The following is a 24,385-nucleotide window of genomic DNA, read 5'->3' as shown; positions in this document are numbered from 1 at the left end:
CGACGAATACAAAGAACCGGAGACGATGAATGGTCCTCCGGTTTTTTTGTGTTCTGTGACACGGTGTTTAGATAAGGAGGAATAGAAAGGCGATTAAAGCCAGATCTAGTGCAAGTCCTGCCCCGTATCCATATCTACCACGATAGCCTGCTCTGCCGTTTCCATAACCCCTATTTCCATTTGAATCAAATGCGCCTACGTTATAAGGAAAGTATGGATTTAGAAGTTCGTCCGGCGGTCTATTAAAGGAATTTAGCTTGGCAGAAGAACGAGGAGCTTTGTTTTTAAAGTTCTTTTTTTGCTTTTTAGAGGAGATTTTTTTAGCTTTTTGTTTTCCTTTGTTACTGTAGCTTCCGGCATAGAGACTACCAGGAAAGGAGGATGGATATCCGTTCAACATCAGCTTGCCTTTGCTACACCCACTTAAGATACCAATGTGTCGTGTACCATCACGCATAACGGCACAGACCATCCGTCCGCCATGAGGTGCCACATTGGCTTCATTTACTGGATAAATGGGAAACATGATTTCACCTCTTTTGGTGTAAGATGCGTTGTGATTATAGTCTATTCTTATCGTGCCTACGGTGTATGGTCGAACACCCAGTAGGCGAATGAATATTTCTGAAAGGTTGTGCTGACTCCCTCTGCGTATAAAACCTCTGGCAACGGGCATGCTATTGATAGATTCATAGATTTCAATCGAGCCGAAAAAAGAATTCCATTGTGTGTATGCGGAGAATGAATGGTTATGGAGGGGGAAGAACGGCCATGTTAAAAGTAGAAACGATTAAAAAGGGAGTTATTGCAATTTTGGTATTAGGAACGGTGTTGGTACTGGCTGGCTGGCGTTACGGAACTCTTCAGACCAACGGAAATGATTCCCGTGAGGCAGAAGCGGCTTTACGCTCGTTGTTAATTCTCTCGGATCAAACCCCGGGTACACTGGATAAGCTGGTTGTAAAATGGCAAGGCGATTGGATTCCTAATCATGGAGATCCGGCAGATATAGTGGCACAGATAGCTGAGCAACTGAATATACCCACAGCAAGCAAACTCGTAGAAAATGGGCACACACTATATCGTTCTGTTCGTGATCGTGAGGATTTAAAAATTCGTTTAAATGTGATGGAACGTCAAGCTGGACAATGGTATGTAGTCGTTCAACTGGAAAGCAGCGACACAGGACGTGAGCAGTTGATTCAGCTTCATAAGCTTTGTGCCGAGCAATTACATTCTATAGGGGTTCAAGCGCAGTGGAACACCTCCGTTCAGCGTTCGCTGCAAGCAAAGGAAAGCGTGGATCAACTGATGAAACGGACAGAAGCAAGCTTAGCAGGGGATATCTCCATGCAGGCTAAAGAAAGATACACAGATGCAACCACTGTAGCTGTATCTTATGAAGCTCCAGAACTGCCATTAATCGTGCAAAGCGGTGAGCATCAAGTTCAGATGCAGATGGCGGTACATGAAAATAGAGCGCAGCAAAATAAACGTATAACACTCGGTTTTCCGATTATCACAATTGAATACTGACTTATAAGGTAAATTTATGATTCATCGGATAGCTTATCCATGTAGAATATGTTAAAATGTCATCAAATCTTTAGTTCCATGTTTTTCGAAAATCAAGTATGATCTTGTATAAATATACACAATACTACATGCGGATTTCGAGGATTGTGGATTGCGGAATCTTGACATGGGAAGAATGAGGTACTTCATGGCTGACATACCTGTTAAAGAATCTCTTGTGACACAAGGTGCAGTTCTGTTTATTTTTGGTGCTACGGGCGATTTGGCTCGCCGCAAGTTATTTCCTGCTATCTACAGCTTGTACCGCGAAGGCAAGCTTGCTGAAGATTTTGCTGTTATTGGTGTAGCAAGACGTCCCCGCACAGAAGCAGAATTCCGTAATGACCTGTACGCTTCCATACAGGAGTTTAGTCGCTACAAAGCAGAAAATGATCAAGAATGGCAGGCATTTGCCGAGCATTTTGAATATAAATCGCTGGATATCAACAATGTTGATGGGTTTCATGAGCTGAGACAGCAAACGGAGGCTATAGAAGGTAAGTTTAACATACCGGGAAATCGGTTGTTTTATTTGGCCTTGGCGCCTGAATTATTCGGAAGTGTGTCGAAGAGCTTGAAAGAGGGCGGCATGTTGGACGGCAAGGGCTGGAATCGTCTAGTTATAGAGAAGCCTTTCGGTTACAACCTCGAGTCTGCACAAGAGTTGAACATCGAAATACGTGAAGTATTTGCCGAAGAAGAAATTTATCGGATTGATCACTATCTTGGTAAGGAAATGGTTCAAAATATCGAGGTGATTCGCTTCGCTAACGCCTTTTTTGAACCACTATGGAATAACAAGCATATTGCCAATGTGCAAATTACGCTGAGTGAAACGGTAGGGGTGGAGGAACGCGGAGGTTACTATGATCATTCTGGCGCTTTGCGCGATATGGGACAGAACCATATGCTGCAAATGCTTACGATGATCGCGATGGAACCGCCTAGTCGTCTGTTACCAGAGGATATCCGTGATGAAAAGGTGAAAGTGTTGCGTTCACTACGACCTTTTGAATCGTCTGAGGATGTGAAGACCAACGTGGTACGTGGTCAATATACTGAAGGCAGTTACCGCGGTCAGCAGTTGCCAGGGTATCGTCAAGAAGACAAGGTTGATCCACAATCGAATACAGAGACTTATTTTGCTTCACGTGTGTTTGTAGATAATTTCCGTTGGGCTGGTGTACCGTTCTACATTCGTACAGGCAAACGTCTCCCTGTAAAAACTACGGAGATCGTTGTGGAATTTAAGAGCATGCCAACCAATGTATATCTCGGTCAAAAGCATAAGCTGGAACCAAACTTGCTCGTCATTCGGGTCAATCCAATGGAGGGCATTTACATTAAAATTAATGCCAAGAAACCCGGTTCGGAATCAGATATTGAGCCGCTGGCTATGGATTTTTGCCAAAGCTGTATGGTGGGGATCAACTCACCGGAGGCGTATGAACGGTTGCTGATGGATGCGATCGAGGGTGATTCGACGTACTTCACGCGGTGGGATGAGGTTGCTACAGCGTGGGGATTCGTTGATAGAATCGCCAAAGCATGGCAGCAGACCCCGGATACACTGGAAACCTATGCTGCAGGCTCATGGGGACCTGATGGTGCTCACAAGCTGTTAGAGCAGGATGGCTATAAGTGGTGGCCGGTTAGCGGTCAGGATGAAGATAATGTCATCTGGCGAGTAGGCGGCACTCAGTAATCCCGATTTGTCATGCATCCCCCTATGTCCTGTTTAGGATGTAAGGGGATGCTTTGCGTTCGGAGTATGCTATAATAGCTTAGTCTCAGGTTTTCAGTTTGCAACTGATTATATGTTAAAGGCAGGCTAAAACATGTAAATAGATCGTATTTATCATGAATATGGTGACGGAGTATGCCGAATACTGGAGCTAACGGCAATGAGCCGATGAACTTATGAACATAGGCGTGCATCATGGCCTTTTTATGAATAGCTTGAGCAGAAATGCAATGGATTTGATCATGAAGGGATATGTGAAATGAGTAAAACAACAGATATACTTCAACAGGAAGTCGACAAACGGCGTACGTTTGCGATTATTTCTCACCCGGATGCGGGTAAAACGACACTGACGGAAAAGTTGCTGCTGTTCGGGGGCGCTATTCGTCTTGCAGGTACAGTCAAAGCTCGCAAAGCCAGCAAGCATGCGACGAGTGACTGGATGGAGATTGAAAAACAGCGGGGGATTTCGGTAACATCCTCAGTGATGCAATTTGATTATAATGGGCATCGCGTTAATATCCTGGATACCCCGGGTCACCAGGACTTCAGTGAAGACACGTATCGCACATTAACAGCCGCAGATAGTGCGGTCATGCTGATTGACGTAGCAAAAGGTGTGGAAGCGCAAACGATCAAGCTGTTTCAGGTTTGTGCGAAGCGCGGAATACCGATTTTCACCTTCATTAATAAGCTGGACCGTGAAGGACGCAGTCCCTTTGATCTGATGGAGGAGCTGGAACAGGTTCTTGGTATCCGTTCAGTGCCTATGAACTGGCCGATTGGTACAGGGCGTGATCTGTGCGGTGTTTATGACCGTGTCAAAAATCAGGTTGAGTTGTTTCAGGGAGATGACCATTCCACGATCAAAGTACAAAAAGTGGAAGGTTACAATGATCCGATTATTCGCGAGATGGCGGGCGAATATTTGCACGACCAATTATGCCAAGATTTAGAGTTGCTTGATGTCGCAGGTGACCCTTTTGATATGGAAAAAGTACAGCGTGGAGAATTAACGCCTATTTTCTTTGGAAGTGCTATTAATAATTTTGGTGTGCAAACATTTTTGGAAAACTTCCTTCAGCTTGCTCCTAAGCCGGAACCGCGCCACAGTACAGTTGGGGAAATTCAGCCAACGAACGAGAAGTTTACTGGCTATGTATTTAAAATTCAGGCCAATATGAACCCGGCTCACCGTGACCGTATCGCATTTTTGCGTATCGTGTCCGGTAAGTTTCAACGTGGGATGAGTGTTAAGCATGTTCGGATGGGCAAGGAAATTAAGCTGTCCCAACCACAGCAGTTCTTGGCACAGGACCGTGATATTGTCGAGGAGGCATTTCCTGGAGATATTATTGGTTTGTTTGATCCGGGTATTTTCCGTATTGGCGATTCACTCAGTCAAGGCAGCGAGGTTGTATTTGATGAACTGCCGACCTTCTCACCTGAAATTTTTGCGAAGGTTACTGTGAAAAATGCTTTGAAGCACAAGCAGTATCTGAAAGGTATCGACCAGTTGACCGAAGAAGGTATGATTCAGGTGTTCCGTACGGTAAGCTTTGATGATACGCTACTAGGTGTAGTCGGCCAACTGCAATTTGAAGTATTTGAATACCGCATGAAGGGTGAATATGGGGTAGATGTACAGCTTCAACGTATGCCGTTCCAATTTGCACGTTGGATTGTGGATGAGCAGATTGATCCGAGCAAGTTCCGTATCAACTCTACGCTGGTAAAAGATAAGAAAGGCAATTATGTAGCCTTGTTCGAAAATGAGTATGCCATGCGTACGGCTATAGAAAAAAATCCAACCGCTAAGTTTTTGGAAATGGCTCCATAAAATTTTATATGCAGAGCAATCTGATCTCAGTCATTTGATATATACCACGAATAGTCCACTCGACATGAATGCGAGTGGACTATTCTTATTTTCGAATACGGGTAAAAATAATGAGCACAATTAAAGCATAACAAGAAGTTGAATAGCTAGGGTTAGGTTAAGGGCACGGGTTTGATTTTATCGATTTGTTCATGTGCCAAATGGACGAAATCCTGCTGCTGGTTTGGACTCATATGCTTCCATGCGATTTCAAGAATGACACCTAATCCAGGCAAAGCGGCTTCCGGTCCATCCACTGATCCAATAATCATATCCGTAAGATCAGCCTCTGATTTGCCGTGAACTTTGTGAACAATCGCTTGTCGTAAATCCATTGTAATGGGCATGTGTACCTCCCGTATGTTGTAATAGTGATCGAATGTATTATGGCTTGGGCTGTGGCCCAGTATACATGGAGAAGCATTTGGAATAAGGATGTCAAAATTTATGTTTGTAGCATGATATGCTATACTATGACGGACAGTATGGTGAGCGGGAGGTAAAGAAGGATGGCAAAAAAACAGTATGCGGTCATTGGCATGGGGCGCTTTGGTTCCAGTGTTGCCAGCGCGCTGAGTGAGATGGGGTTTGATGTGCTGGCTATCGATTCGGACGAGCAGCGTACACAGGAAATGTCGAATATTGTGACGCATGCGGTGTCTGCCGATTCGACCGATGAGGAAGCACTGCGAGCACTGGGTATCCGCAATTTTGACGTAATTGTAGTCGCAATTGGAGAAGATATACAAGCCAGCATTCTAACGACATTGATTCTCAAGGACATGGGTGTGCCTGCTCTTGTGGTCAAAGCACAAAATGAACTGCACGGAAAAGTGCTGCAAAAAATAGGTGCGGATAAAGTGGTTTATCCTGAACGGGATATGGGACTGAGAGTAGCCCACCATTTAACGTCTCCTAATATTTTGGATTATATTGAGCTGTCCAAGGACTACAGTATTTTGGAGATGCGAGCCGCTGATTCCATGATCGGCAAAAATTTGAAGGAGCTAGACATACGGGCACGCTTCGGCTGCAATGTAATGGCGATCCGCAGAAACCAGGAGATGAACATTTCACCGTATGCCGAGGATCGTCTGGAAGCGGGTGATGTGCTGATCATTGTGGGTCACAAGGACGATCTAACCAAGCTGGAGCTGGCTTTTGCAGCTTAGAGAGGTTTGATGTTCAAGTACAAGTGATGCATCATTTATTTTTAAAGAAACAGACCTAGAAACGGAAGGTTAAACCAATGGAAATCATTTCACCGAATAATGCACGTGTAAAAGAATGGTCGCAACTCCTCGAAAAAAAGCATCGCACACGGCAGCATAAATATATTGTCGAGGGTATTCATCTAGTGCAGGAAGCGCTGCGTTCGAACGCGGCTGTTGAAAGCGTCGCCTATGATTTGGACAAGGGGATTCCTGCCGAGCTGAATGGTCTGGATTCAGCCGATCAGCCGGTGGAATGGATTCCCGTGTCGGCGGCGGTCATTGCCAAATGCACCGATACCAAGACGCCGCAGTCTGTCTTTGCCATCGTGCGTAAGGAGGAGCGTAGCGCATTCGCAGCATTGCTGGAGCAACCAGATGCGCTGGTGATGGTGCTGGACGGTGTACAGGACCCCGGCAATGTAGGCACTATCATTCGCAGTGCGGACGCTGCTGGAGCCGCAGGCGTTATATTGGGTCATGGTTGCGCCGACCTATATAATCCCAAAACGATCCGCTCCACGATGGGATCATTGTTTCATCTGCCGGTGATCGAAGGCAGTCTGGAAGAGCTTTTGCCGCAGGCCAAAAGCAAAGGTGCCCGCTTGCTCAGCACCTCGCTCGATGCAAGCTTATCATGCTATACCATAGATTTGCGTGTATCCACTTGGCTCGTGATTGGCAACGAGGGCCAGGGTATTTCTGCTGCTACCGCAAGTATGGTGGATGAATCAGTATTCATTCCAATGCAGGGACAAGCGGAATCACTGAATGCAGCCATGGCCTCTACGGTGTTATTATTCGAGGCGATGAGACAGCGAAGCTAATACCTGAGTGTTTATTATTCACTGATTCGAGTTTTCATGTTTTTATAGTGAAAATGGACAGGGTATTTTATATATGATGTTGTAAGATAAACCTCTTCATAAGAATAATAACTTAATAGCTTAGATAACTTGACAGTCCCGATAAATAAAATTATTTTTGGGGCTGTTTTTTAATTTTTAGACAGAAGGAGGGCTAATGAGGAACAACATAATCAAACTGAATTCTCACAGATCATTGGGGTATCACAAGGAGCATTAATAGAAGCATAGGTTTTTTCAGCGTACAAGTTGATGAGCTTGAGCCCAGATTAATCTCAGACGTAAAAACACCTACAAGGTTATCTCCATATCTTACGACATGGCTTGATTCTCTTGAAGATGTTTTGATGTGTCTCACGTTTTGGGATTAGCTACGTCGTTAAGCAACAGGGGCCTTCACAATTGTAGACATAGTTGGAAACTTAAGCTGCATAGCAGCCAGTGTTGCGTTTTGTTGGCTTCGTCTCTTGCAAATTGGGGGTATTGGTAGCCATATTCAATTTGACCTAACAAATTATTGTCTCTGATTTTAGTAGAAATATAACCTGCTGCATGAAGGCCATTTTTACATCTCCAGACCTTGTTATAATCGTCCGACAGCAGGCCCAATTCTTTGAGCTCACCGTTCAATCTGACGGAAAAAACAAGATGTCTTCCACGCTTTCATGCCACTGCTCGCCTTCCCGCAATCCATAGACTCCCAACCGAGAACATAAAAACCGAACCTTTTTTCCATCGAGCGACAATATAGGGTGTAAGCTGCTTACTTAGGAGGGCCCTCTGAATGCAAAGTGAATCTATGTACCACGTGCTCACAAAAATGATTGAAGGAGATCAGCAGGCGTTTCACACGTTGTATGATGCCACCTATAAGGATGTCTATCGGACTGTCTCTTTTCTGGTGGATCATCCGCAGGATCGCGAAGATATTATGAATGAGATCTACATGCAAATGTGGACCTCGCTTCCCAACTACGATCCGAATCGTCCTTTCCACTTCTGGCTGCACGGCTTGGTCATCCGACAAGTGCAAAGATTCCGGGTGAAAAGCTGGAGGAGATTCCGAATTTTCGAACGCATCCGTGTCTTTTCTCGGGAAGAGCGTCATTGGGATCAGACCACGGTGAGGACGGATGGGACAGACCCTGAAATATCAAAGGCCATGCACAAGCTGACCGATAAACAGCGAACGGTGATCATACTCCGCTTTTACCACGACTATAGGCTGGAGGAGATTGCGACATTACTCGATATTCCGCTGGGTACAGTTAAGTCTAGATATCATGCCGGCCTGCAGTCGCTTCGAAAACACTTGGGAAATCTCTCCTTGGAAAGGATGGAAAAGAACAATGCCTATTGAAAGCCAAATCAGCGAGTACCTGCACCAAGAAGCAGAGACCATGGAATGCCCCCCGGCTGTTTCCAAACGAGTCGAACAATCCTATTCTCAATACGTACAACGGCAAAGGAGCAAAAAAACGATGAAAAAACGATTGATCGGCGGCATCATCGCTGCAGTAATTATGATTCCAACCGCGGCATTCGCGGCCCCTCCCCTGATTGAAATGATTACGAGAACACCGATGACAGCCAAACAAGTCAAGATGGATGCGGTTGGCCAAGCAGCGCTTGAAAAGTTGTATCGCTCTTATCCGGAAACCAAGTCGTTTGAAATTATCGACGCCAGCCAGATTGGAGGAGACCCCGCGAATACAAGTCAGGGGAAAGCCATTCAAACAAGCATCGTGCTGCAGGAAAAGGGAGCTCACGGCAAAAAGGTCCGACTTGATTTGAACGGTATCACGGGTGAAATCGAACAAGTGAACCAAGAGAATTGGGAGCCTCAGGAGAAGCCGGTCATCTCCTTATCCGATCAAGAAATCAAATCGAAAGTAGATGACCTCATTAACAAACTGTACGGCAGCTCCAGTAAGTACGAATGTAACATGGAGCCGATGCAGACACCGGACCAAAAAACATTTATATTGAACTACACCGAAAAGGGATCAACAACGCCGTTTTATCAGGCATTCGTTCAAGGGAATACGATCAGCGTTTCTCTGATCGGAGGCGGCCCTGCTCCATCCGTGGAAGGCTTTTTCATGACTAACGGCAAGCCTGACTATACTGCAGATGCCTTTTTAAACGATGAAGAGCTCTTTTCTTTACTTCACATGAGTCCAGCAGACTTGAAAGAAGAATTGGCAAAGGGGGCATCTGTCGTCGAGATCGCAGCATCTAAAAAGATTTCCAAACAACAAGTCATGGACGTTATCGCAAGTACGCAGGCTAAAAAACAAATCCAAGCCGATCCGCATGGTGGAGCTACTGTTGACGATCGTACGCTGGAACTAATGAAACGGATTCTTGAACCCAAAGTATTGAAAGTGATTGAACACAAAACGGAAACGCCTTGGTAGGGAGAGCAATACAGAGTGTATGGTGTTTGATATAGTTAAGTAAAACGCGATAAACGAAACAAAGAAAGCTTCAGACTGATTCATCCGGTCTGAAGCTTTCTTTTCATTTGTCAGCTCACTATGATTTGTCTCACGTTATGGGGTCAGTCCCAACAGTACACATATCTGAACTTCGATTGAAAGAGGCGAAACATGTATTCAAGTCAACAGAGTGGTCCATGTCTGATATTAGTGAAGAATTGCGATTAGAGAATTCATCGTCGTTTACAGGGTGGTTTGTGGACTGGGAGGGAATATCTCCGCAAAAATATAGAATTCTTAATAAGAGATAATAAGGACACTAAACTTGGTAAAGAAATTTTTTAAAAAGAGTTTATACTATAAGTCTTGCTATTCTTTGACTACAACTATAGATTCCTTAAGCATGGCATTGTATCAAGCGAATACCTTAAGCTTAACTTTTTGGTTTGAGATTGATTTTGTGAAAGTTAAGAAATGAGTGACATTAATAGGAAGGAAGTTGTATCTTTATGACAAAAATTGAGGGCTTTTAACATTCCTCAGCTCCGATTACAAGAAGATATTTTCCGGAACAACTTTGCGGACGTCAGGTGGTATAGGGGGAATCTTGCTCCATTACGTATCGCAGAGTTTAAATCTGAACTAATTGAAGGAAGAACTTTTGTTGACACTAAACAAACAACTCGCGAACTGGACTGCATAAATATGTGAAGTTTCACAATTTCCATTGAAAGTACGATCCGTGATTTTGAGAGCATTCTTTCTGAGTTGAAGCTAGGTATATCACTAGCGGAACAACAAGGGGATACGACAAACAGAGGTACAGTTTCTTTATCTAAATAAGTTTGAAGTGTAGATCACTTCAAGAGAGAAGTGCATCAAGTCAAAATTAAGAGGCATAAGCGCGGGACATTCCTATGGGGATTAGTAGAAATACGGAAAATGAGTCGGGTCATAGAACCCGACTCATTTTTTTATAAAGACACACGCTTCTGATGATCTGAATTCTTTATACCTTACAACAAAGTAATGTTTTTGTAAGCTTTGGCTGTTGTTCCTTAGATAGAAGCTAATTAGTATGGAAAATAGCGAGCCGAGGAGAGAAGTGAGCAAAGTATGAAATATTCAAAGCATAAAATTAAAGAGGTATTTAAGTCGAAATTATGTTGTAATGAAACGTTAAAAAACTATAAAGAGATCATGATTACAGTAATAGTTATCGCCATTATAATTGTCATGTTAATCACTCTGGTGTTTGGCACCATGCATATCATTCGGGATTCAATTTACACCATGAGACTCTCCTAAGCTACAAATAAAAGGAATTCGGTTGTTGTTATTGCTTGGACGATCAAATAAAGGCATTATATAGAGAAAATCATGTGATTTAAAATTCAAGCACTAAGAAGGTAGAAAACACGATGCATAAAATATTAATCGTAGAGGATGACCCTCAAATTAGCTCCTTACTCCAATCCTATCTTGAGAAATATGGTTATCAAGGAGTTGTCGTTTCAAATTTTGATCAAGTCTTAGGTGTTTTCCAGAAGGTAAAGCCTGATTTGGTCATACTGGATGTGAATTTACCTCGTTTTGATGGATTTTATTGGTGCAGGCAAATTCGTACTCAATCTACTTGTCCCATCCTGTTTGTGTCCGCGCGTGATGATAAAATGGATCAGGTCATTGCTTTGCAAAACGGAGCAGATGATTACATTACCAAACCGTTTCATCCCGAAGTACTGTTAGCCAAGGTAGAAAGCAATCTGCGACGTGCCTATGGTTTATATGCAGTTGCCCAAAAATCACGCACCATAACAGTGTCAGGCTTAACTTTATATCCTGATACTATGGAGCTGGTGTTTCATGACAAGCAAGTAGAAATGAGCCATAAAGAAGCTGCACTACTGGAGCTACTGATGACATATCCCAAGCAGGTTGTAGGGAGAGTTCATCTCTTAGAAGCGTTATGGGATGATTACCAATATGTAGGAGAAAATACGCTGAACGTTTATGTTACCCGTGTCCGTAAAAAGCTGAGCGAACTGGGGTTGGAGGATATTATAGAAACGGTTAGAGGAGCTGGATACCGGCTGCACTTGACTGAGGAGGAAGAACAGTGAAGCTGTTTTGGCGTGATCATTTTTCCATGATCATTTTTAATATTATCCAACTTTTTCTTGTGTTGAGTATTTACTGGATGGATGGTTATCGTAACTTGTCGACCGCCTTGTATTCGGTCTTTTTTGGGTTTATCCTTTTGCTGGTCTATTTGCTATTTCGGTACGTCATGTATTCTGGTTTATATCGAATATTATCCACTGCTAACATTAGAGATTTAGATGAGCTTATTCAGATGAAGGTACTTAATCCGTTAGCCTCTTCTTTACAGCATTTGCTTTTGCAGTTCTACCAGTTGTACCAGTCTCGGATTCATCAATTGGAGCATCAGCAGCGTGATCACATCACATTCATTAACCAGTGGGTTCACCAGATGAAAACGCCCCTAGCTGTGATTCATTTAATTCTCAAAGGAAAAATAGATCCCGAGTCGGATCAGATTCACGATGAGATTGATCGAATGGGAAAAGGACTGGACATGATTTTGTATATGTCACGATTGGAATCCTTTGAACCAGACTTTCATGTAGAGCCTGTTGTATTACGAAAGCTGGTTAGTGAAGTGATTTACGATAACAAAAGGTTATTGATCCGCAACGAAATTTATCCTTCCAATGAAGTGGACGAGCAGTTGAGTGTGATTACCGATGCCAAATGGTTAAGATTTATCATTAATCAATTGGTGACTAATGCGATAAAGTATTCTTCAGGTTATGCCCACAGCCTGAAATTGATATCTGACGTAAGAGATCATGTGATTGTGTTGAAAGTACAGGATGAAGGGATTGGCATCCCTAAAAAAGATATAGAGCGGGTATTTGAGGCTTATTACACAGGTGAAAATGGACGGAAGTATAGTGAATCTACGGGGATGGGGCTCTATTTGGTGGCAGAAATCTGCAAAAGGTTGAATCATGACATTCAACTCACATCGACGGTAGGTGAAGGAACGACTGTTGAAATTCTGTTTCCAATACACCCATAAGAAACCTTACAACACATTTAAGGTTTTTGTAATGTTAATCGATCGACGCTCTGTTCCGGATGGATTATGATCATGACATAGGAAAAAGAAAGGAATGAACGATGGAGATTGTACGAATGGATCAAGTCACCAAAATATACTATGGTAAGGTTCCACACCGAGCTCTCAACAATATCCATTTAACGATTCAACCAGGTGAGTTTGTTGGCATTATGGGTCCGTCTGGTAGTGGGAAGACAACATTATTAAATATGATTTCGACTATTGATATGCCGACTTCTGGCGAGGTTAGCATTAAAGGGGAAAATCCACATCTGCTCAAGAAGGATAAGCTGGCTTTATTTCGCCGCAAAGAACTGGGGCTTGTATTTCAAGATTATAATTTGTTGGAAACCCTCACTTTGGGAGAGAACATACTGTTTCCTCTGATGCTGAATAAAAAAGGGTTAAAGGAAATGGAGCACAAACTGGAAGAAGTAGCGAAAAAACTGGATATTACAGATGTTTTGGACAAACGGCCTTATGAGGTGTCAGGGGGACAAAAACAACGTGCAGCCATAGGCAGAGCTATGATTCACTCTCCTTCGCTCCTGCTTGCAGATGAACCAACCGGAAATCTCGATTCCAAGTCTTCGCGTGTTGTAATGGAAATGCTGAGCCTTGTCCACCGTGTAGACTATTCTACAATTGTGCTGGTAACACACGGCGCCTTGGAAGCCAGCTATTGCGACCGGGTAATTTTTATTAAAGATGGTGAGTTATATAATGAAATCCGTCGTAGTCATAGTCAGCAAATATTTTTTCAGGAAATCATAGATATGCTCTCCTTTTTGGGGGGAAGTAGACATGCACATGAGCTTTCGTCTGTTAGCATGGAATAATCTCAAACGCAATGCGCGTGCTTACGTTCCTTATTATTTAAGCAGCTCCTTGATGATTACGATTTTTTTCGTATATGCGGTATTTATTTTTCACCCGGATGTCTCGAATGTAATCACAGCAGCTAATGTAAAAAAGGGATTACAGGTTGCGGATCTATTGATTTTTATATTTTCCTTTTTTTTCGTATTATACACAAATAATATCTTTGTTGCTGCACGTAAGAAAGAATTTGGTATACTCACCATTTTAGGAGCAAGTCATAGGCAAATTTATTTTTTGGTAGCTTTTGAAAATCTAATTATAGGCTTTTTATCATTGGTGACCGGGATGATCGGAGGATTTGTTTCAGCGAAGTTTTTCCTGCTGATGGGTTCCAATGTCATAGGAATGTATTTAAGATTTTATTTTCCCTGGAAAGCACTTGCCTTTACAGGAATTGGATTTATGTTTTTGTTTATATTGATCTCACTTGTGTCTGTTTTCTTTATCCGACGTTTTAAACTACAGCAGCTTTTTAGCAAGGCTCCTCAGCTCAACAAAGAGCCTAAAGCTTCATGGAGTCTGTCCATTCTTGCCATAGTATTAATCGGAGCGGCTGTATATTTAATGAAGCTTGATTTTTCACCCTACATTTATCTGGCACCTTATCGTTTAGGGACCCTTTCCTTTTATATATTGCACTATTCGGTTGGAGACACCTTTAAATATACAATTATAATGGGATCTCTGGGTATTTACTTATTTTATACTCAATCATGTGTACTATTCATTCAATTGCTTAGAGCTAACAGGAAATGGTCTTGGAGCGGATCGCGTTTGTTATGGTTATCTGAGATCACATATAAAATGAGGAATAATGCCGGGCTTTTTTCATTAATTACCCTCATTTCTATCATTTCCTGTGTAGGAGCCGCATCAACTTTTGACTCCATGCAACAGCAAAAAAGATTTCTTAGGGAGCAATCTTATTCATTTGCATTTACTTCGGATGTTGTAAGTTCTAACGAGCTTGAAAAAGAGATTGACCAAAATCTGTATACGGCTGGAGTGGATTATGGGAAAGGTGAAGTATTAGTCTTCCCTTTTCGGGAACAGATTGCGCCAGTGATGAAACAATCCAACTATGAGGCACTTGCTTCCAAGTTTAAGAAGCTAAAACAGGTACCTACGCTTCGGGAGAATCAAGGTTTTTTCATTATCGATCCAAACGAGATGCCTCTCGAAGAAAAGAAAACCCTTTTTGAAAAAAAGCTAACTTACAAGCAAGGGAAATCTCATATGATGAATCTTGAGATTATGGATACTAAGACGATAGATCATAACCTGAAGTTTGATGGAAATATCGTCTCTGAACTTGGAAGGCTACTTGTTGTTTCTGATCGAACTTACGACTATTTAATTGAACATCGGTATTTCAATGATCCGTTGGCATTTAAATCTACTTATTATTTTGTGCCAAAATGGAAGAATGGCCAGCTTTCCTTAGAAACTTCTGAAACTCAACAAGAGGTATGGTTGTATTCTGTGTTGGCCAATAAGGTGAATAAAGGGGTGCTTAACTCTAGGGCCGTAGACTATTTGACATCGGAGATGGATCTGGTTATTAGTGAATTTATTGGCGGATTTATCGCCATTATTATGTTGGCAAGTACAGTAAGCCTGCTGTATTTCAGACTATATGTAGATCTTCAGCGAGATGAAGAAATATACCGAGCTTTATCGAAAATTGGACTAAACTCAAGGGAAATGAGACAATCGGCTTCCAGACAAATTGCATTCCTGTTTCTTCTGCCATTAGTCGTATCGTCTATGGGAATGGTGCTTTGTTTAGTGATGTCAGAACCATCTGTAATATATGGAGTACCCGTTCATCTTACACTGATTCAGATTATGCTGTGCTTCTGGGCCATCCAATTTCTTTCCTTTCTTATTGTACGTTCTCTGTATCTTCGTCAATTAGATTTAAAGATACTATAAGGAACGGTACGTTGTGTGTAAAAAGTTGCAGAAGGGCAGGACGGTGTTCCTCCTTTCTGGAATGTGCACCGAATAGAAGGTAAGGTCTCAAGTGGGATACAGAAGAAAACACATAATTCGTATAACAACGTAATTATAAACTATATTTAAATCGATACCATATTTTTAAAGTGGGGATATCTATGAAAAAACGTATGTTCATCTTATTGCTGCTCGCCTTGTCGGCCAGTTCTTTATCAGAGTCCTTTGTTCAAGCAGAGAAGGCGCAGCAGCAGGTTACCAAAGCAAGTGTGAAATTAACATTGAGTCAAGCCCAGCAGTGGGCACGATCCAATAGTTTTAGCTTGAAGGAAGCCCAGCAAACGATAGATCGCAACCGGATTATGCTGAAAAATGCAGGCAAGAATCTGGATTTCATTCCGGCAGGTCAAGGCAACGGTGAAGAAGATGCGGCTAGTAGTTCAGCATGGAAGGGGTATGCTTCATCGACAGTTTCTTATTTGGAATCCAAAAAGCAAATCGAACTTGCCCAAGATCAGACAGACTACGCTGCCATGAAAAACTATTATGACGTACTTCTGGCTGATAACAAAGTCAAGAGTAGTGAGGATGCACTTTTGCTCGCGCAATTGGAGGAAAAAGCTGCTGAAGCGAAGGCTAACCGTGGAAAAATTTCTCCAGGTGATCGAAGTACGATTATTCAGACTCGTATAGAGGCTCAAAAAAATGTAGACATTGCAAAAGCTGCGCTGCAAAAAGCGCTAGATTCGCTTAATACACAAATGGGACAGTCACAAGGAAATTTATATGAACTGGTGGACAGACCCGTTTACCGGAAAATGGATAACACGAATCTGGATACACTGGTGTCGCGTGCCATCTCAGCGAGTCCTTCGGTATGGAGACAGGAGGAGGCAGTCAAACTAGCAAAAATGGAAATTAAATATTACACGTGGAACTCGGGGACGGATGACTATGAAATTAAACAGATAGATGTAGATTCAGCACAAGGCGGACTGGAAAATACCAAGGATCAACTGGCAGAAACACTGAAGAGTATGTACTTTAACTTACAGCAAAATGAAGAACAATACGAGCAAATGCGAAGTAATCTACAGAACCTTAATAAAGTGTTGGACATTTCTCGCAAAAGAAAGGCACGTGGATTTGCAACAGGTACGGAGGTCGCCACGAATCAGTTGAAAGTAAAGCAAATCGAACGGAATATGGATGAACTCATTGTTCAAATGACGCTGCTGCAACATGCTTTAAACAAGCCGTGGAGTGTATAGGATTTAGCAAAAATACAATTTAAGGGGATATAACATTGTCGGAAACAGAAAAGAAAGATAAAGATTCATTACAAGTATTAAGAAAAAAAAGAAGAGTGAAAAGGAGCATAGGTATTCTGATCTTGCTCATTATAGCGGGAATTGGCGGTACGCTCTACATGAAAAGGGGCCAGGAAAAGCCTGTGGAGGCTCCGGCGAATCAGGTCGTACAGGTACAGAAAGCTAACATAACCGAGTCGCTTAGCGTTACTGGAACCGTTCAGGCTTCCAAGGAAGTAAATATTAATTTTACAAATGTCGAGGGTGCCAAGCTCGTCGCTGTCAATGTCAAAGCAGGAGATAGCGTCAAGGCAGGTCAGGTGCTAGCACGACTAGATGATTCAGATGCCAGGCTGCAAATTAAGGATGCCGAATCCAATGTCGCAATTGCAAGGGCCAAACTGGACGAAGCCAAGCGCGGACCCAAAACGAATGATATCGAGCTACAGAAAGCAAATGTCTTAAAGGCACAGATGGCGATTAAAACAGCCAAGAACGGGATGGAATTAGAGGAAGCTGCTGCGCAAAAGGAGGCAGCCAAGATGACTTTGGATAAAGCCCAGAAGGATTATGATGACCAGGCTTATCTGGTTCAGAATGATGCGGCAGCAGAAAGTGACCTGGCGACAGCCAAGCAAAATCTGGATAAGGCAAAACTGGATATGAGCAATGCAGAGCTGCAGTACAAGAAGGCACAGACCAAGCAAACTGAGGCGATCGAAGAGGCGGAAATGGGCTATAAAACAGCATTAATACAATTAAAGGCTGCACAGTCCCCACCTGAAGCTTCCAACATCCAATCTGCACAAGCTTCTTTATTGCAGGCTGAAACGGCATTAGAGCAGAAGAAAAGTGTTCTAAGTAAATTACAGGTTACGGCGCCGTGGGACGGGATCATTTTGAAGGTCAACGGCGATGTGGGCACTAGTCCTACTGCACCTTTTATTGTCATGAATAACTCCAACACAGGGGTTATGAAGGTTCTTGCCAAGGTGAACGAAAGTGATATTGCTAAATTAAAGACCGGACTTCAGGCGACAATGCACTCGAATTCATTCCCGGACAAACAATTTAAAGGCGAAGTACGCTTTGTTTCTCCAGAGCCGGTGACGGAAGCCAATGTGACTACATACAAAATTGAATTGTCTTTGGATAGCCAAAACATAAGGCTGCAACCGGGGATGAATATGGATGTATCTCTACTGTTAGCTGAACACAAAAATGCGCTGTCTGTGCCATTGTTTGCCTTGAGATCTGAAGGCGGTGTAGATGGAGTATATGTGGCGAAGAACGCGGCGAATCCGGCGGATTATGAGTTTAGACCCGTGAAACTGGGTATCTATACAGCGGATCAGGCCGAAATCAAGTCCGGTGTCAAGGAAGGTGAAACCATTGTTATTCCTCCTCAGAACAGCAGTGCTGACCCGAATGGCAGTGGAGGGGGGCAGACACAATGAGTGAAACTCAATCCAATAACACCGTTATTGAAATTAAAGAGCTGAAAAAAAGGTATGAAGTAGGCGGTCAGGAGATTCAGGCTCTACGCAGTGTGAACTTATCTATTAACGAAGGGGAGTTTGTTGCTATCATGGGGCCCTCTGGTTCAGGCAAGTCTACCATGATGAATGTCATTGGTTGCCTGGATCATCCGGATACGGGTAAATACTATTTGGATGGATATTCCATATTGGATGCTCGTGAAAACGAACTTTCAGAGATTAGAAATCAGAAGCTAGGTTTTGTGTTTCAGAAATTCTATCTGCTTCCTCGTACTACAGCTTTAGCAAATGTGGAGCTACCTATGATGTATGCAGGTGTTCCTGGCAAGGAGCGTCGGGAAAGAGCTATAGAGGCGCTTCGGATGGTGGGTCTTGCAGAACGGATGTATAACAAGCCTAATGAGCTTTCTGGCGGCCAGCAGCAGCGGGTTTCCATCGCCCGGGCATTGGTGAATAATCCAGTCATTCTACTGGCGGATGAGCCTACGGGCGCACTGGACACGAAGACAAGCATCGAGATTATGGAGCTGTTCCAAGGTTTGAATGAACAGGGAAAAACCATTGTTCTGGTTACTCATGAACTGGAAATAGCTGAATATGCCAAACGATTGATCAGCTTTCGGGATGGTAACATTGAGCGAGATGAGCCGATTAAGAATAGACGAATTTCATCAAGGGTGGTAAGTCTATGAATTTGATGGAAACGATCCGTGTATCGATGAATAGCTTAACTACCAACAAGATGCGCTCCTTTTTAACGATACTCGGTATTATTATCGGGGTGGCAGCGGTGATTGCCATTATGGCCATCGGGAATGGCTCAAAGGCCAGTATTAAGGAGGAAATCAATAAGTTAGGGAATAACGTGCTTATGGTTGCTCCCGCCATGCCAATGACTGAGGAAGAAATAAATCAGGACACCTTGCCCTCATTTACGTGGACAGATGTCGAGGCATTGGAACAAAAGAGTTCGATCGCTGCAATGATGCCCCGCATTTCAAGCAGTTCAAAAGCTGCATGGGGGCGATATAACTATAATGCAACCATTGTAGGGACATCTGCTTCATTTTATAAGGCCAAAAAGTTTTCCTTTGCCGAGGGCAGAACATTTACCAACGATGAGATGGATAAACGTAGGAATGTTGCCATTTTGGAAAGCCAAGCGGTTGTGCGTCTTTTTGGTGGGGATACCCAAAATGTGTTGGGACGAGCGATTCAAATCAAACAGATCCCTTTCAAAGTAATCGGAGTATTAAATACCCAGCCTGTTACGAATTTAAGCTACAGTACCAATGATCAAATCTACATCCCTGCTACAACCATGATGAACCGTCTGGGGGAGAAAAACATTACTGGTCTGGAGGTATCCGCCAAGTCACCGGGCTTGATGAACCAGGCTCAATCAGACATATTGGAAAGCTTGCGTGTGACGCATCAGCTAAAACCTTCGGAACCGGATCAATTTCAAGTAATGAGTCTGTCCGAAGCAGCAGGTGCAGCATCTGGTGTAGATAATATCATGACCAGCTTGCTGGGAGGTGTAGCTGCGATCTCGCTCGTGGTAGGGGGAATCGGAATTATGAATATTATGATGGTATCGGTTATAGAGCGTACGAAAGAAATTGGGATTCGAAAAGCCATCGGTGCCAAGCCAAGAGATATTATGATTCAATTCCTGTCCGAAGCCGTCATTTTTGGTCTGCTGGGGGGGATGCTCGGGGTGGTTACAGGCATAGGCGCCTCCAAAATAATCGAAGCAACAGCACACATGACCATTGAATTTACAATCTCGCCGATCCTATACTCGTTTCTTAGCTCCGCAGGCACAGGCATTCTATTTGGGGTATACCCGGCTTATAAAGCAGCAAGATTAAAACCAATAGATGCATTGAGATACGAATAATTGAATGGGCATATGGTCGCAACATAAAACGTGAACTGCTTCTAGATTTTGGAGGAACAAATACTATGGAAAAAAGCTATGCGCAAAATAGAACCAGGGCTCATCGGATAAAGAGAAATAGAAGAAGAATTCGAGCATTTTTATGAGCGACATTGAAAAAACAAATCAAATTTTAAAACAAATACTGAGGCAGAGTTTTTCGACAAGAGTGATTCGATTTCCAGGCGGTCATATGACATGGCAGAAAAACGACCCCGATGGTATGGGAGTACTGGACAAAGCTCTACATGATAAGGATTATCATCAGATTGACTGGAATGTGTTACCTAAAGATGCAGAAGGTGCACCTAAGAATGCTGAGCAATTAATTAGCGAATTCATGAGGAATATGGGGAATAGAGAAAAAGCAGTGGTACTCATGCATGACACTTACGGGAAGGAAGAAACAGCCAAAGCCTTGCCTGAAATCATAAGATATTTAAAAAAGCAGGGATATGAATTTAAAACTATCAAGTAACGTACCGATTCAATCAAAACAGAAGGGATAAGCAATAATATGGATATTAAAGACCTGGAGGATCTATATGTATCTTGCAAATCAGATCTCTTTGGTTATCTATTGAGGATGTTGCATAACAAGCAGGATGCCGAAGATTTGTTGCAGGAATGCTTTATTCGGTTCATAAGAGCTTCTCCTGATTTGCCCGAAGATCGTATTCGATTCTATCTTTTGAGAATTGCCAAAAATTTAGCTATAGATTTAATGAGAAAACGAAAAAAAATGGATGAATATACTTTGCGTAAGGAAATGCTCTACTACCACTGGGATACCTTCGATTTTGAAATTCAGGAAGAGGTCAATCGAATTCTTTTGCTGGCTAGTAATACAGAGCAAAGAACGGTACTTGAATTGCGATTAGTCCAAGGATACTCCATAAAGGAAACGGCTAGAATCTTAAACAAGAGTGAAAATGCAGTGAAGTCTTCGCTTCACAGAGCTTCCCAACGTATTAAATTGAAATATATTTCCTGAACACTATGGAGTGCTTGCTTTTTAAAACAAGAAGTAAGACAAACAGTCCCGATGAGAAAGTTCTTGATTGCGGGGCTGTTTGTATGTTGTACATAGTAGGTGAAATGGTGAAAAAGGCGGTAGGTAATCACGGTTATTTTCTTATGCCAATCAGCAAGACATCAGCTTCAAAATCATGCATACCAATGATCGTGATTTGCTCTTGCACAGAGATTGAAGCTGTGCCAAAACGACGATTCTCCAGGTCAATGACCGTGAAGTCATATTCACTTAAATCCACGTTTAGCTTCAGCACAGTGTTGATTGGAACGTAGATGGCGACCTTGATGTAATCGGCGCTTACAGCCGCACGGATTTCTTCCGTATTTTTAAGCACTATGTTCCAAGGCTGCATATCCGTAATTCCATATATCTCGAAGAGCCATTTGGCCAATCCATAATCCCATGGCCCTTCAAACTTAAGTGCAGACTGCCAATCATATGGACTGTCGAATCCCTCCCCAGTTACACCGAACTTTTTGCCTTTCCGATGCCAGCTCCAAATACCGTGGGCTCCATAGGTTATGCCAGCAGACGCCCCGGACAGAAGACTTTGCCAAGCTGCCTTACGAACATCGGCGCGGCTGAAGCGGCCATAGACTTTTCGACTGTAGCCCATCTGTTCATAACAGGGCTCTGAGTTGAGCACCGGTCGGGTGACAGGCTTATTACAGAAGTCCAGTGCGAGTGTATACGCTGTTGGTTGAAATTGTGAATTATGTCCTGACTGGTACATGTAAAAATCCAAATGGGGGTCATTAATAGATTCCTCTGGCAGTGAAGCTAATCTTCCTTGAATATGCAGAGTGGTCAGGCACTGTGGGCTGTGCTGTTTGATGGTATGGAGAGCAAGTCGGTAATATTGGTTGGCACGCTCGGAGGGGAAATCGGTGTCACCACTTATAATATATATGGGGTAGAATTTGGAGAACCGATCGGCAACATAACGCACATAAGGTTCCACTGCCCCAAGCGGCATTTTTTTCTCCTCACGAAGCTTGGCAGCCCAGGTATCCGGGATATAATTACACCATAATAGGACCAGTGCAGGAACAAAACCTCTGTTTACAGCCATTTCGATCATCGTCTCGGCTCTGGTAAAATATTCTTCGTTCAACGTATAGAAATTGTAGCTGCCATCCTCGGCATATGCGAAAGGCTCATAGTTCAAATCGCTGCCACTTGCATCCCATTGGCGCAGCATATTGATTTGCAGGACATTGAAGCCCTGACTTTTCCGGTAATCCAGATAATAGGCCCATTCCTCCAGCGTGATGTTGGTAAATGCGCTCCAAACCGTATCGGCCAAATAAAAAAAGGGTTACCCTCATTCATGAAATATCGTTTGTTCTCAGCTATACTCAGTTGAATCAAAAGCTTCCTCTCCTAACGATTGTCATGACAGAAACGGTGACCGTGTATCCGTCCGCCGCTTCTGCCTTTTTTCTATTATAGGATAGCGGGACTTGCTGTGGTTTCACTTGCTTGCTTTTCCAATTGCTCTTGCGCTTCGTGTTCCTTCTTCAGAGCCTGCTTGTCCAGCGCTCTAAAGAACGGATAGTAGATCAGCATACTGATCGGGATGAGTACCAGTTGTGCGGCGGCTAGTTTCCAACTGCCCTCGATGAAGCCCAGAGCAAAGATAGGGGTGCCGAAAGGCGGGTAAATCCCGATTGGTGCGGGCAACAAGCCGATGTTGGTGGCAATATAGCCGAGCACCGCACAAATGATGGGGGCAACGATAAACGGAATGGCTAGCAACGGGTTCAATACCATTGGAATTCCGAAGATCAACGGCTCGTGAATTGAGAAAAAGGTACCCGGAAGACCGAGTTTGCCGATCGTGCGAAGCTGTTTGCTCTTGGCCAGGAAAACCAATAGCAGGGCAAATCCGAGCATTGGTGCATAGTTGCAGAAGATGGACCAGAAGGCCAGCCCGATAATGTTTGGAAGTGGAGCGCCTGCCTGGAAAGCGTCAAGGTTGGCTAGATCCAGGCTCATCCAGATGGGCTTCACGATAGCGAGTATAACAATTGCACCGTGAATTCCGAACATCCACAGAGCCTGCATAATGATCAGCGCGATAATCAAAGCGCCGAGTGATCCGCCCAACCCTTCCAGTGGTATTTGGAGATAAGTATAGATAAAATCGTGGACTGTACCAAATGAAGTCTGCATGAACAAACCAGCAACGATAACAAACACAAGGGCTACCAAGACGGCCGGGATCAAGCCTGAGAAGGTTTTGACAACGGTAGGCGGGACCCCGTCAGGCATTTTAATCGTCCAATTGCGGTCGACAATCCAAATATACAACCGTGCGGCAATCAAACCGACGATCATGGCAACGAACAATCCCTGCGCGCCGAGCCATTGAAGTGGCAAAGCACGGACTTTATCAAAGGTCTGGATCGGTGTAACGATAAGAAAAGAGAGAAGGGCGGTTGCCGCCGGAACAAGGGGGTCCTTGTCAAAAGCTTGCGCCAGTCTGTAGGCTATAAAAAATACCGCATACAGAGCAATGATGCCGGTGGTCATCGTTGATGCCAACCCGATTATGGCCTTCACGGGCGCAATAAGATTCTGGTAAGGTTCCCAAGCAAGTGCAGAGAAGAGAGTTGCAAATGCTCCGATAATCAGAAAAGGAAGGGTGGACATTAGCCCGTTTGAAATTGCGCTCATGTAACGGTTTTGCTGAATTGTACCCGCCACTTTTTGGAGCTTATAAGAGAATTTTTGTTGGCTAGCCATATTTATTCAACTCCTACTATAGACTTTCATCCGCCTATATAATAACTTAGATAACGCTTTCATTTAATGAAACAACATGCAGGATTATCATATATCGTTGCCCGATTTGATCAACCTCCTTGTTCGGGCTGGTGATGAGCACCTGACT

20 protein-coding genes and 2 pseudogenes are annotated in these 24,385 nt (G+C 43.3%); 18 read left to right on the top strand and 4 right to left on the bottom strand.

Annotated elements, in window-relative coordinates:
* Positions 1-67 precede the first annotated feature (67 nt).
* On the bottom strand, positions 68-526 hold the full coding sequence (locus EGM68_RS21200) for a hypothetical protein (RefSeq protein WP_058830352.1): 459 nt from the start codon (positions 524-526) through the stop codon (positions 68-70).
* 245 nt (positions 527-771) lie between these two features.
* Here EGM68_RS21200 and EGM68_RS21195 point away from each other — a divergent pair, with 245 nt between their 5' ends.
* The 3 genes from EGM68_RS21195 to EGM68_RS21185 all read left to right on the top strand — a co-directional run bounded on the left by EGM68_RS21195 (position 772) and on the right by EGM68_RS21185 (position 5,159).
* Positions 772-1,536 (top strand): YwmB family TATA-box binding protein, encoded by a 765-nt coding sequence (locus EGM68_RS21195; protein ID WP_058830353.1) that lies wholly within the window; start codon positions 772-774, stop codon positions 1,534-1,536.
* 187 nt (positions 1,537-1,723) lie between these two features.
* Positions 1,724-3,280: a glucose-6-phosphate dehydrogenase gene (gene zwf, locus EGM68_RS21190; protein ID WP_013372992.1), complete on the top strand. Its 1,557-nt coding sequence runs from the start codon at positions 1,724-1,726 to the stop codon at positions 3,278-3,280.
* 298 nt (positions 3,281-3,578) lie between these two features.
* Positions 3,579-5,159 (top strand): peptide chain release factor 3, encoded by a 1,581-nt coding sequence (locus EGM68_RS21185; RefSeq protein ID WP_013372991.1) that lies wholly within the window; start codon positions 3,579-3,581, stop codon positions 5,157-5,159.
* A gap of 152 nt (positions 5,160-5,311) precedes the next feature.
* On the opposite strand, the gene EGM68_RS21180 is transcribed toward EGM68_RS21185, so the two are convergent.
* A complete protein-coding gene (locus EGM68_RS21180) occupies positions 5,312-5,545 on the bottom strand; it encodes a small acid-soluble spore protein SspI (RefSeq protein WP_013372990.1) in 234 nt (77 codons plus the stop codon).
* Positions 5,546-5,707: 162 nt separating this feature from the next.
* Here EGM68_RS21180 and EGM68_RS21175 point away from each other — a divergent pair, with 162 nt between their 5' ends.
* The 15 genes and pseudogenes from EGM68_RS21175 to EGM68_RS21100 all read left to right on the top strand — a co-directional run bounded on the left by EGM68_RS21175 (position 5,708) and on the right by EGM68_RS21100 (position 21,447).
* Positions 5,708-6,370 (top strand): potassium channel family protein, encoded by a 663-nt coding sequence (locus EGM68_RS21175; protein ID WP_013372989.1) that lies wholly within the window; start codon positions 5,708-5,710, stop codon positions 6,368-6,370.
* Positions 6,371-6,447: 77 nt separating this feature from the next.
* Entirely contained in the window at positions 6,448-7,236 is a 789-nt protein-coding gene (locus EGM68_RS21170; protein WP_025675775.1) for a TrmH family RNA methyltransferase, read from the top strand.
* An 823-nt stretch (positions 7,237-8,059) separates the two neighbouring features.
* Positions 8,060-8,635 carry a sigma-70 family RNA polymerase sigma factor gene (locus EGM68_RS21165; RefSeq protein WP_013372986.1) on the top strand — a complete coding sequence of 192 codons (576 nt, stop codon included), beginning with the start codon at positions 8,060-8,062 and terminating at the stop codon, positions 8,633-8,635.
* Positions 8,625-9,695, top strand: a complete 1,071-nt coding sequence (locus tag EGM68_RS21160) for a hypothetical protein (protein ID WP_129549961.1) — start codon at positions 8,625-8,627, stop codon at positions 9,693-9,695. The genes EGM68_RS21165 and EGM68_RS21160 overlap by 11 nt, the downstream gene beginning before the upstream one ends.
* A 107-nt stretch (positions 9,696-9,802) precedes the next feature.
* The gene (locus tag EGM68_RS21155) at positions 9,803-10,027 is read left to right on the top strand and encodes a helix-turn-helix domain-containing protein (protein WP_481854695.1); all 225 of its coding nucleotides are present in this window, start codon (positions 9,803-9,805) and stop codon (positions 10,025-10,027) included.
* A gap of 1,110 nt (positions 10,028-11,137) precedes the next feature.
* Positions 11,138-11,839, top strand: coding sequence for a response regulator transcription factor (locus tag EGM68_RS21145; protein ID WP_013372983.1), 702 nt, complete (start codon positions 11,138-11,140; stop codon positions 11,837-11,839).
* The gene (locus EGM68_RS21140) at positions 11,836-12,822 is read left to right on the top strand and encodes a sensor histidine kinase (RefSeq protein ID WP_058830357.1); all 987 of its coding nucleotides are present in this window, start codon (positions 11,836-11,838) and stop codon (positions 12,820-12,822) included. The genes EGM68_RS21145 and EGM68_RS21140 overlap by 4 nt, the downstream gene beginning before the upstream one ends.
* A 101-nt stretch (positions 12,823-12,923) precedes the next feature.
* On the top strand, positions 12,924-13,703 hold the full coding sequence (locus tag EGM68_RS21135; protein ID WP_013372981.1) for an ABC transporter ATP-binding protein: 780 nt from the start codon (positions 12,924-12,926) through the stop codon (positions 13,701-13,703).
* Positions 13,669-15,681, top strand: coding sequence for an ABC transporter permease (locus tag EGM68_RS21130; RefSeq protein ID WP_090738279.1), 2,013 nt, complete (start codon positions 13,669-13,671; stop codon positions 15,679-15,681). The genes EGM68_RS21135 and EGM68_RS21130 overlap by 35 nt, the downstream gene beginning before the upstream one ends.
* A gap of 182 nt (positions 15,682-15,863) precedes the next feature.
* On the top strand, positions 15,864-16,973 hold the full coding sequence (locus EGM68_RS21125) for a TolC family protein (protein ID WP_090738281.1): 1,110 nt from the start codon (positions 15,864-15,866) through the stop codon (positions 16,971-16,973).
* A 35-nt stretch (positions 16,974-17,008) separates the two neighbouring features.
* Positions 17,009-18,469: an efflux RND transporter periplasmic adaptor subunit gene (locus tag EGM68_RS21120; RefSeq protein WP_090738283.1), complete on the top strand. Its 1,461-nt coding sequence runs from the start codon at positions 17,009-17,011 to the stop codon at positions 18,467-18,469.
* The gene (locus EGM68_RS21115; RefSeq protein WP_090738285.1) at positions 18,466-19,203 is read left to right on the top strand and encodes an ABC transporter ATP-binding protein; all 738 of its coding nucleotides are present in this window, start codon (positions 18,466-18,468) and stop codon (positions 19,201-19,203) included. The genes EGM68_RS21120 and EGM68_RS21115 overlap by 4 nt, the downstream gene beginning before the upstream one ends.
* Positions 19,200-20,414 (top strand): ABC transporter permease, encoded by a 1,215-nt coding sequence (locus tag EGM68_RS21110; RefSeq protein ID WP_129549960.1) that lies wholly within the window; start codon positions 19,200-19,202, stop codon positions 20,412-20,414. The genes EGM68_RS21115 and EGM68_RS21110 overlap by 4 nt, the downstream gene beginning before the upstream one ends.
* Positions 20,415-20,556: 142 nt before the next feature.
* Positions 20,557-20,931, top strand: a pseudogene (locus tag EGM68_RS21105) (polysaccharide deacetylase family protein); the annotation flags it as partial.
* Positions 20,932-20,970: 39 nt separating this feature from the next.
* A complete protein-coding gene (locus EGM68_RS21100; protein WP_013372974.1) occupies positions 20,971-21,447 on the top strand; it encodes an RNA polymerase sigma factor in 477 nt (158 codons plus the stop codon).
* Positions 21,448-21,580: 133 nt separating this feature from the next.
* Here the strand turns inward: EGM68_RS21100 and EGM68_RS21095 are convergent.
* Both EGM68_RS21095 and EGM68_RS21090 read right to left on the bottom strand, forming a co-directional pair.
* Positions 21,581-22,860 (bottom strand): annotated as a pseudogene (locus EGM68_RS21095) (glycoside hydrolase family 140 protein).
* Positions 22,861-22,935: 75 nt separating this feature from the next.
* Entirely contained in the window at positions 22,936-24,237 is a 1,302-nt protein-coding gene (locus tag EGM68_RS21090) for a PTS sugar transporter subunit IIC (RefSeq protein ID WP_025674200.1), read from the bottom strand.
* Positions 24,238-24,385: the final 148 nt, after the last annotated feature.

The sequence above is a fragment of the Paenibacillus sp. M-152 genome (assembly GCF_003856555.1).
In the GTDB taxonomy this organism is placed as follows: domain Bacteria; phylum Bacillota; class Bacilli; order Paenibacillales; family Paenibacillaceae; genus Paenibacillus; species Paenibacillus polymyxa_C.
Note: the sequence above shows the minus strand (reverse complement) of the source record. Positions and strands in the feature narration are given on the sequence as shown.

Excerpts from the sequence above, each read along its gene's own strand:
- EGM68_RS21200 (WP_058830352.1), bottom strand. The coding sequence starts at position 526 with ATGTTTCCCATTTATCCAGTAAATGAAGCCAATGTGGCACCTCATGGC.
- EGM68_RS21195 (WP_058830353.1), top strand. The coding sequence starts at position 772 with ATGTTAAAAGTAGAAACGATTAAAAAGGGAGTTATTGCAATTTTGGTA.
- zwf (WP_013372992.1), top strand. The coding sequence starts at position 1,724 with ATGGCTGACATACCTGTTAAAGAATCTCTTGTGACACAAGGTGCAGTT.
- EGM68_RS21185 (WP_013372991.1), top strand. The coding sequence starts at position 3,579 with ATGAGTAAAACAACAGATATACTTCAACAGGAAGTCGACAAACGGCGT.
- EGM68_RS21180 (WP_013372990.1), bottom strand. The coding sequence starts at position 5,545 with ATGCCCATTACAATGGATTTACGACAAGCGATTGTTCACAAAGTTCAC.
- EGM68_RS21175 (WP_013372989.1), top strand. The coding sequence starts at position 5,708 with ATGGCAAAAAAACAGTATGCGGTCATTGGCATGGGGCGCTTTGGTTCC.
- EGM68_RS21170 (WP_025675775.1), top strand. The coding sequence starts at position 6,448 with ATGGAAATCATTTCACCGAATAATGCACGTGTAAAAGAATGGTCGCAA.
- EGM68_RS21165 (WP_013372986.1), top strand. The coding sequence starts at position 8,060 with ATGCAAAGTGAATCTATGTACCACGTGCTCACAAAAATGATTGAAGGA.
- EGM68_RS21160 (WP_129549961.1), top strand. The coding sequence starts at position 8,625 with ATGCCTATTGAAAGCCAAATCAGCGAGTACCTGCACCAAGAAGCAGAG.
- EGM68_RS21145 (WP_013372983.1), top strand. The coding sequence starts at position 11,138 with ATGCATAAAATATTAATCGTAGAGGATGACCCTCAAATTAGCTCCTTA.
- EGM68_RS21135 (WP_013372981.1), top strand. The coding sequence starts at position 12,924 with ATGGAGATTGTACGAATGGATCAAGTCACCAAAATATACTATGGTAAG.
- EGM68_RS21130 (WP_090738279.1), top strand. The coding sequence starts at position 13,669 with ATGCACATGAGCTTTCGTCTGTTAGCATGGAATAATCTCAAACGCAAT.
- EGM68_RS21125 (WP_090738281.1), top strand. The coding sequence starts at position 15,864 with ATGAAAAAACGTATGTTCATCTTATTGCTGCTCGCCTTGTCGGCCAGT.
- EGM68_RS21115 (WP_090738285.1), top strand. The coding sequence starts at position 18,466 with ATGAGTGAAACTCAATCCAATAACACCGTTATTGAAATTAAAGAGCTG.
- EGM68_RS21110 (WP_129549960.1), top strand. The coding sequence starts at position 19,200 with ATGAATTTGATGGAAACGATCCGTGTATCGATGAATAGCTTAACTACC.
- EGM68_RS21100 (WP_013372974.1), top strand. The coding sequence starts at position 20,971 with ATGGATATTAAAGACCTGGAGGATCTATATGTATCTTGCAAATCAGAT.
- EGM68_RS21090 (WP_025674200.1), bottom strand. The coding sequence starts at position 24,237 with ATGGCTAGCCAACAAAAATTCTCTTATAAGCTCCAAAAAGTGGCGGGT.